Origin of the sequence: Mesorhizobium sp. M1A.F.Ca.IN.022.07.1.1 (assembly GCF_003997575.1) — a bacterium.
In the GTDB taxonomy this organism is placed as follows: Bacteria; Pseudomonadota; Alphaproteobacteria; order Rhizobiales; family Rhizobiaceae; genus Mesorhizobium.
Map to the genome: position 1 here is coordinate 1 of NZ_RZST01000266.1, position 8690 is coordinate 8690.

The following is an 8690-nucleotide window of genomic DNA, read 5'->3' on the forward strand; positions in this document are numbered from 1 at the left end:
TATTTCGTCGGCGCCTTATCTCGCCGAGCTCGTCTCCTATCAACATCCCGATCACGACACGGACCAATGGCCGCCGGAGGAAAAACCATGACCGATGAAATTCGAACCGGCGGCTGCCAGTGCGGCGCCGTGCGCTTCCGCGTCCACGGCAAGCTCGGGCGCCCGTCCATCTGCCATTGCCGCATGTGCCAGAAACAGTTCGGCAATTTCTTTGGCGCCCTGGTGACGGTGCCGAAGGATGGCGTCGAATGGACCCATGAGGAGCCGAGCTATTTCCAGTCCTCGGTCAACATCGATCGCGGCTTCTGCCGCCGCTGCGGCACGCCGCTCACCTACCGCCAGCCGGGCGGGCTGGAGATCGCCATCGGTGCCTTCGACGATCGTTCGGACTTGGCGCCGCAGATCCAGGTCAACTACGCGGTGCGGCTGCCCTGGGTGGAGAAGATCTTCGAGGCGCCGGTCCACGACGACCCCGACTACTATCGACGGCAGGAGCAGATCATCTCCTTCCAGCATCCCGATCACGAGACGGCCAACTGGCCGCAGCAGGGACTGAAACTATGACGATCCACAGCAGCTCCTTGCGCACGCTCTATCCCGAGATCGAGCCGTTCGAAACAGGCATGCTCGATGTCGGTGATGGCCACACCATCTATTGGGAGCGCTGCGGCACCAAAGGCGCCAAGCCAGCCGTATTCCTGCATGGCGGCCCTGGAGGCACGATCTCGCCCAAACACCGGCGGCTGTTCGACTCGAAACTCTACGACGTCATCCTGTTCGACCAGCGCGGCTGCGGCAAGTCGACGCCCAACGCCTCGCTGGAAGCCAACACCACCTGGCATCTCGTCGCCGACATCGAACGCCTGCGCGAGATGGCGGGCTTCGACAAATGGCTGGTGTTCGGCGGCTCGTGGGGCTCGACGCTGGCGCTCGCCTATGCCGAAACGCATCCCGAGCGCGTCAGCGAGCTCGTCGTGCGCGGCATCTATACGCTCACCCGCGCCGAGCTCGAATGGTACTATCAGTTCGGCGTCTCCGAGATGTTTCCCGACAAGTGGGAGCGTTTTCTCGCGCCGATCCCCGAGGCCGAGCGCGGCGACATGATGGCCGCCTACCGCAAGCGGCTGGTGAGCACCGACCGCAAGGCGAAGGTCGAGGCGGCGCTTGCCTGGAGTCTGTGGGAAGGCGAGACGATCACGCTTTTGCCGGAGCCGGAAACCAGCACGCCTTTCGGCCAGGACGACTATGCCATCGCCTTCGCCCGCATCGAGAACCACTATTTCGTCCATGCCGGCTGGCTGGAAGAAGGACAGCTGCTGCGCGATGCCTGGAAGCTGAAGGACATCCCCGGCACCATCGTCCACGGCCGCTACGACATGCCGTGCCCGGCGCGCTATGCCTGGGCGCTGCACAAGGCCTGGCCGAAGGCGGATTTCCACCTCATCGAAGGCGCCGGCCACTCGTATTCGGAGCCGGGGATTCTGGATCGGCTGATCCGGGCGACGGATAAATACGCAGGCAAATAACCATGCAGGTTTGTGCTCTACGGCGCCCCCAGCGCGAAGGATCTCGACTTTTCGAGCTACAGCCATGATGAAGCAACGCCTCTACCTCTTCGACACCACGCTGCGCGACGGCCAGCAGACGCCGGGCATCGACTTTTCCGTCGAGGACAAGATCGCGATCGCCAAGCTGCTTGACGAATTCGGCATCGACTATGTCGAGGGCGGTTATCCCGGCGCCAACCCGACCGACACCGCCTTCTTCCATCAGAAGCGCACGGAAAGCGCGAAATTCGTCGCCTTCGGCATGACCAAGCGGGCAGGGGTTTCGGCCTCCAACGATCCGGGGCTGGCGGCGCTGGTGCAATCGAAGTCGGACGCGATCTGCTTCGTCGCCAAGAGCTGGGACTATCACGTGCGCGTGGCGCTTGGCTGCACCAACGAGGAGAACCTTGAGTCGATAAAGGTCTCGGTCCAGGCGGCGGTCGCCGCCGGCAAGGAGGCGATGGTCGACTGCGAACATTTCTTCGACGGCTTCAAGGCCAATCCGGCTTACGCGCTGGCCTGTGCCAAGACCGCCTATGATGCCGGGGCGCGCTGGGTGGTGCTATGCGACACCAATGGCGGCACGCAGCCTTCGGAAGTGCGGGCCATCGTCGAGAAGGTGATCGCGGGCGGCATCCCTGGCGACCATCTCGGCATTCATGCCCATGACGACACCGGCCAGGCGGTGGCGAATTCCCTTGCCGCCGTCGAGGCCGGTGTGCGCCAGATCCAGGGCACGCTGAACGGCATCGGCGAGCGCTGCGGCAACGCCAATCTGGTCACAATCATCCCGACGCTCGCGCTCAAGCCGGCGTTCGCCGACCGCTTCGAGACAGGCATTTCGGCCGAAGCACTGACCGGCATTTCGCGGCTCTCCCGCGCTTTCGACGAGTTGCTCAACCGAGCGCCGGAAGCTCAGGCGCCCTATGTCGGCTCATCCGCCTTCGCCACCAAGGCCGGCATCCATGCCTCGGCGCTGGCCAAAGAGCCGGCGACCTACGAGCATGTGCCGCCGGAAGCCGTCGGCAACCGCCGCCGCGTCATGGTCTCCGACCAGGGCGGCAAGGCCAATTTCCTCGCGGAATTGAAGCGGCGCGGCATCGACGTGCCGAAGGACGACAGCCGGCTCGACGCGCTCATCGCCGTCGTCAAGGAGCGCGAGGCCGAAGGCTACGCCTATGAGGGCGCCGACGCCTCCTTCGAGCTCTTGGCCCGCAAGATGCTGCACGGCCTGCCGGAGTTCTTCAACGTCACCTCGTTCCGCTGCATGGTCGAGCGCCGCTTCGATGCCAACGGCAACCTGAAGACCGTGTCCGAGGCGATCGTGAAGGTGATGGTCGACGGCGAGGAGAAGATGTCGGTGGCCGAAGGCCACGGCCCGGTCAACGCGCTCGACATCGCGCTGCGCAAGGATCTCGGCAAGTATCAGAACGAGATCGTCGACCTCGAGCTCGCCGACTTCAAGGTGCGCATTCTCAACGGCGGCACCGAAGCCATCACCCGAGTGCTGATCGAATCGCACGATTCCACCGGCGCCCGCTGGTGGACGGTCGGCGTATCGGAAAACATCATCGACGCCTCCTTCCAGGCGCTGATGGATTCAATCATCTACAAGCTGATGAAGAACCGCGAGATGGCAGGACTGGTCGCGGCAGAGTAGGTTGAACCATCATCAAAAGTCCATTGATCCATCAGAATTTTGCGATGGTCTTAAACGATCCGCTGGGCCATAGCGTTGGGCCATGGTCACCGCAACAGCCGATCTCGATCAAGATGCCAAGGCCCGCCGCGGCTTCCTTTTGGCGCTCGGCGCCTATTTCCTCTGGGGGCTGTTGCCCTTCTACATGAAAGCGGTGGCGCACCTGCCTCTGATCGAGGTGATCTCGCACCGGATCGTTTGGTCGGTGCCGATCGCCGCTGCCGTGCTGGTTTGGGCCGGCCGCACCGCCGACTTTAAGGCCGCGATCCGCTCGCCAAAAAGCCTCGCCATGGCGGCGCTGACGGCGACGCTCATCTCGGTCAACTGGGGCATCTATGTCTGGGCGATCGCAGTCGACCGCACGGTCGAGACGGCGCTCGGCTACTATATCAACCCGCTGGTCAGCGTGGTGGTCGGCGCCGTTCTCCTCGGCGAACGGCTCGACCGGCTGCAGATCGCGGCGGTGGCGCTGGCCGCCATTGCGGTGACCGTGCTTACTGTCGAGGCCGGCAAATTACCCTGGGTATCGCTGGCATTGGCCTTCTCCTTCGCCGCCTACGGCTTCTTCCGCAAGACGCTGCCGATCGGGCCGAGCCAGGGCTTTCTGCTTGAAGTTCTTTTGCTGTCGGTGCCGGCGCTTTGCTACATTGCCTACCTGATCGCCGCGGGACAGGACCATTTCATCTCCAGCACCGGCGCCGACACCGCGCTGCTGATCGGCTGCGGCCCGGTGACCGCGGTGCCGCTTCTGCTCTTTGCCTTCGGCGCCAGGCTTTTGCGCCTCTCCACCATCGGCATCATGCAATATATCGCGCCGACGATGGTGTTCCTGATCGCCGTCCTGATCTTCGATGAGCCGTTCGGCACCACGCAGGCCATAGCTTTCGCCCTTATCTGGACTGCGCTGGCCATGTACAGCTGGTCGATGTTCAGAGGGCGCGAGGTTCGCCAGGCGGGTCCCGCGACGAGGTGAGGGCGGCAAATGTACCAGCTTTATATCGGCAACAAGAACTATTCGTCCTGGTCGCTGCGGCCTTGGCTGCTGATGCGGACCCTCGACATTCGCTTCGAGGAGCGGCTGACGCCGTTCCCGACCGGTTCAAGTTTCAGCCTCTTCCGGTCATTCTCGCCGAATGGCCGCGTACCCTGCCTGGTCGACGATGGCTGGGCGGTGTGGGATTCGCTCTCGATCGTCGAATATCTGGCAGAGCGTCATCGAGGCGTCTGGCCGGCCGATGCGAAAGCGCGCGCATGGGCGCGCTCCGCCGCCGCCGAAATGCATTCGAGCTTTACCGCGCTGCGCAATGACTGCCCGATGAGCTGTGGCGTGCGCGTCAAGCTGGCATCGATGTCCGATGTGCTGAAGCACGATCTCTTCCGCCTGGGCGACTTGTGGAACGACGGCCTTGCGCGCTTCGGCGGACCGTTCCTAGCCGGAGACCACTTCACCGCGGTCGATGCTTTCTTCGCTCCGGTCGTTTTCCGGGCACAGTCCTATGGACTGGCATTCGAGGGCGCCGCCGCTGCTTATCCCAAGCGGTTGCTCGATCTCGCTGCCATGCGCGAATGGTATGCGGCCGGTCTCGCCGAGACGTGGCGCGAGCCGGACCATGAGGCGGAAGTCCGCGCGGCCGGTACGGTCGTCGAGGATCTGCGCGCAAGCGCATAGGACGCTAAACCCGGCCCAGCCGCCGCACGACCATGTAGACGATGCCGGCGACGACGACCGCTATCGCCGTCACCACCCAGAAGCCGAGCGCCGTGTCGACCAGCGGGAGCCCGCCGACATTCATGCCGAACAGGCCGGAGATGATGGTCATCGGCAGCAGCACCGCGGTCATGACGGAGAGGATGTAGAGCAGCTGGTTCGACCGCTCGGTCAGCTTCGCCATCAGTTCGTCCTCCAAAAGCCGGGTTCGCGCCTGCAGCTGCTCGCCGTCGTGATGCAGCGTATGCGCGCGGTGCGAGAGCCTTGCCGCCATGTCGCCGGTCGCTTCCGCTATAAAAACACGACTGAACAGTCCTACTCCTGCTGTCCCGCCAACGCCGCCTGAACGGCCGCCATTCCGGGATCGCGACCCTTGAGCAGATCGTCGATCGACCATGGCGCGGCAATGTCGGGCTCCAGCGTCTTGAGCGCAACCGGCTTGCGGCCCTTGCCTTTGTCGATGGTGGCGACAAGCACGGGCGTCGTGCCCGTGGCGGAACTCGGTTGCGCCATGCCGACGAAACAATCGGCGTAGGCCTTGCAGCCGTTTTGAAGGTCATAGCGCTGCGTCGCGGACTGCAGCACGACGCCCGAATGCGGCAGCGTCACCTGCTGCTGATCGGCGAAGAACATCATGCGGTCGCCGGGCGCTTCGCCGACCAGTGTGACCCTGTCCCCGCCAGCCTGCTTGAGATAGGCGACGTCGACAATTCCCGCCGAAAAGGTAATCGGGCTTTCCAGCACGAACAGCCGTCCCGGCGGTTTGACGCGGGACGGCCAGGAACTGAGCGCATCGCGGGTCAGCATCAAGTTGCCGCCGGTGTTGAAGCGCATGTCGAGGACGAGGTTCTTGCGGCCGAGGCGGACCCGGGCGGCTTCGACCTCAGCCAGGAAATCGGCGATCTTCCCGGTCTTGCCGTCGACGTTGCGTCTGATCTCGGCGACGACGCCATCGAGTTCGGGCGCATCGCGCCAGCGGAACGGCTGTTCCTGATCCTGCAGCGGCCAGGGCGCGCGGCCCTTGGGAAAAATCTTCACCCAGTCGCGGCGCTGCGGCTCCGGGGCGAGCTTGCGGTCGATGATGCGGCCGTCGGGCGTCTGGAAGCGAAAGGTCGCGTCGCCGGCGGCATTGGCGAGCCCGAGCGCATGCAGCAGGTCGGGCCGGACGATCGCGTCGGTCGCCTCGATGTCGCGCCATGCCGCCACGCCGCCATGCAGGCTGCGCAGCGCCGAGGACACTTCAGCAGCCGGATGGCCGTCGATGCCGGCGAGTCGGCTGCCCAGCAGATCGCTGTTTTGGGGGCTGGCCGCTATGACGTAGAAGGCGCCGTCGATGGGTAGCAAAGACATCGCCACACCATTGGCGCGCGGCAACTTGCAGGTCGTGTGACCATTGTCGGCCAGTGCCGCGATCTGGCAGAGATCGACAGCGAAGACGGTCGCGTCGGTCGGACCTGCCGCGGTTTCGAGCGCCTGCAGCCGCGATGCCGCTTCCACGCGGGCGGCGCTGGAATAAGACCGGTCGACATCGAGGAAGTCGCGACGGAAGACTTTCAGATCCTCGACCTGTGCGTCATGCGAGGTGGCCCCGTCCGGACTTTGCGCGGTCGCGTGGCCGAGCGCCAACAGGCTGAGCAGGGGCAAGGCGAGCAGCCGGGCAAAGGTCATGGCTTCCCTCTCGATCGCGATCCGGCCCCGCTGCCGATAAAGCTAGGGCAGCTTCGCACGTCGCTGCGTTCACATCTTTGCGAGCGGGATGGAGTGGGGGTCCCGCTCGGAGGCTGCGGTTGCGCCGGGACGGGAACGACGTCCGACCGTCGAAAGGCGGTCCGCCGCGCGGGCCGGGTTCACCCCTTAAAGCCTTGTCATCATTGGCCGGCGCGGCGCGGCCGGTCACTCTCACGCGATGGGGCACGGTCCCCGAACAGCTCGCCCGGCGTGCATTTTTGAGTGTGGTCTTCAACCTAACCCATTCAATTCTTACGGGAATTTAATGTCGCGCACAATTGCATGGCCGGGTTCCGGCGTTATGTTCCCGGCCGGATTGCGTCTTGGGCCTGTGACTTTGGCCAAGGACGTGGTCGATCTGGCCGCATGCGGTTCGATGGATAGGTGACAAAGTGGACGACGAAGTCGCCAGCCGGTTACAGCCGCTCCGTGAGCCGATGGCAGACATCAAGCCGGTGGTCGTGCGTCGCCGGCGCCGCGGCTGGATGGTCGCGCTGCTGCTGGTGGCGGCTGGAGCGGGCGTCGCCTTCTGGCTCCATCCAGCACCGGTGCACCAGCAAGGCGCGCGCGGCGGCCAACGATTCCGGGGCGGCGATCTCGGCGCGCAGCCGGTCGCAGTCGCCTCGGTGACGCAGGCCGACATCCCGATCACGCTGGAGGCGCTGGGCACGGTCACCTCACTGTCGACGGTGACGGTGCGCCCGCAGGTCAGCGGGCAGATCACCGCGATCGCCTTCACCGAAGGGGAGATGGTGAAGAAGGGCGATTTTCTTGCCCAGGTCGACGACCGCACTCTCCAAGCCTCGCTGCATCAGCTGCAGGGCCAATTGAAGCACGATCAGGCGCTGCTGAGCGATGCCAGGCTCGACCTCGACCGCGATCTGAAGCTGACCTCCAACGCCATCACGCAGCAGGCGGTCGACCTGCAGCGCGCGACCGTGCAATCCGACGAGGGCACGGTCATGTCCGACCAGGCGCAGATCGAGGCCGTCGAGGTCAATATCGCCAACAGCCATATCGTTGCACCTGCCGACGGCCGCATCGGCCTCAGGCTGGTCGATCAGGGCAATTACGTCACGCCTTCCGACAGCACCGGCATTGCGGTGATCACCGAGATGCAGCCGATTTCGGTGCTGTTCTCGCTGCCCGAAGACACCCTCGCCGAAGTGCTGGAACAGACGCATGGTAATGCCGGGCTCAAGGCCACCTTGTTCGACCGCAACGACACCAAGCAGATCGCCGAAGGCACGCTGCAGACGATCGACAACCAGATCGATCCGACCACCGGCACCGTGAAGCTGCGCGCCGTGTTTGCTAACGCCGACGGCGGGCTTTATCCCAACCAGTTCGTCAACGTGCATCTCCTGGTGCGCACGCTGACCGGCGTGACGGTGCTGCCCAACGCCGCCATCCAGCACGGCGCTCCAGGCACTTTCGTCTATCAGCTCAACGACGACAGCACTGTCTCGGTGAAGACCGTTTCCCTTGGCCCCGGCGACGCCTCGGTCACGCAATTGCTGTCGGGCCTTCCGCCGGGCGCCAAGGTGGTCGTCGATGGCGTCGACCGGCTGAAGGACGGCGCCAAGGTGACCGTGCCTGACAACAGCGCCGCGCCGACCGCCGGCGCTGGATCTCCCGCGCAGCCGCAAGCGGAGGGTAGGGGCAGCGGGGCCGCCGCGACCAGCAATACGTCTGCCGTCAACCCCGGCAACGCGCCCGCGATCTCGAGCAGCCAGCGCCAAGGTTCGGCAGGCGACGGCGCGGACGCATCGGGCGATGCCAACCGCAAGCACCACCGCCACCATCGTCGCGACGGCAGCGGCAATAGCGGTAGCAGCGGAAATGGTGGCGACACCGGCGAAGCCCAATGAGCACGCCGAGCGGTCTCGTCTCCGGCTGGCTGAACCCGTCGCGGCCGTTCATCCTGCGGCCGGTGGCCACCACGCTGATCATGGCCACCATCCTGGTGGTCGGCATGATCGCCTATCTCTTCCTGCCGCTCTCGGCC

The 8690-nt window shown here is 64.8% G+C and carries 8 protein-coding genes and 1 pseudogene; 7 read left to right on the forward strand and 2 right to left on the reverse strand.

Annotated elements, in window-relative coordinates; all coding sequences use genetic code 11:
* The 6 genes and pseudogenes from EOA75_RS35815 to EOA75_RS24065 all read left to right on the forward strand — a co-directional run.
* Window positions 1-91, forward strand: a pseudogene (locus EOA75_RS35815) (GFA family protein); the annotation flags it as partial.
* Window positions 88-564 (forward strand): GFA family protein, encoded by a 477-nt coding sequence (locus tag EOA75_RS24045; RefSeq protein WP_095777832.1) that lies wholly within the window; start codon window positions 88-90, stop codon window positions 562-564. The pseudogene EOA75_RS35815 and the gene EOA75_RS24045, both read left to right, overlap by 4 nt.
* Window positions 561-1526 (forward strand): prolyl aminopeptidase, encoded by a 966-nt coding sequence (gene pip / locus EOA75_RS24050; protein WP_127325337.1) that lies wholly within the window; start codon window positions 561-563, stop codon window positions 1524-1526. The genes EOA75_RS24045 and pip overlap by 4 nt, the downstream gene beginning before the upstream one ends.
* Before the next feature lie 64 nt (window positions 1527-1590).
* Entirely contained in the window at window positions 1591-3207 is a 1617-nt protein-coding gene (cimA, locus tag EOA75_RS24055; protein ID WP_095800102.1) for a citramalate synthase, read from the forward strand.
* Between the two features lie 82 nt (window positions 3208-3289).
* The gene (gene rarD / locus EOA75_RS24060) at window positions 3290-4219 is read left to right on the forward strand and encodes an EamA family transporter RarD (RefSeq protein WP_095800101.1); all 930 of its coding nucleotides are present in this window, start codon (window positions 3290-3292) and stop codon (window positions 4217-4219) included.
* Window positions 4220-4228: 9 nt separating this feature from the next.
* Window positions 4229-4915: a glutathione S-transferase gene (locus tag EOA75_RS24065; protein ID WP_127325338.1), complete on the forward strand. Its 687-nt coding sequence runs from the start codon at window positions 4229-4231 to the stop codon at window positions 4913-4915.
* Window positions 4916-4919: 4 nt separating this feature from the next.
* On the opposite strand, the gene EOA75_RS24070 is transcribed toward EOA75_RS24065, so the two are convergent.
* Together EOA75_RS24070 and EOA75_RS24075 are read right to left on the reverse strand one after the other, a co-directional pair.
* Window positions 4920-5228, reverse strand: coding sequence for a CorA family divalent cation transporter (locus EOA75_RS24070; protein WP_245466721.1), 309 nt, complete (start codon window positions 5226-5228; stop codon window positions 4920-4922).
* Between the two features lie 41 nt (window positions 5229-5269).
* On the reverse strand, window positions 5270-6622 hold the full coding sequence (locus EOA75_RS24075; RefSeq protein WP_127325339.1) for a hypothetical protein: 1353 nt from the start codon (window positions 6620-6622) through the stop codon (window positions 5270-5272).
* A gap of 452 nt (window positions 6623-7074) precedes the next feature.
* Between EOA75_RS24075 and EOA75_RS24080 the strand changes: the two genes are divergently transcribed.
* Window positions 7075-8553, forward strand: coding sequence for an efflux RND transporter periplasmic adaptor subunit (locus EOA75_RS24080; protein WP_245466722.1), 1479 nt, complete (start codon window positions 7075-7077; stop codon window positions 8551-8553).
* The last annotated feature ends 137 nt before the right edge of the window (window positions 8554-8690 follow it).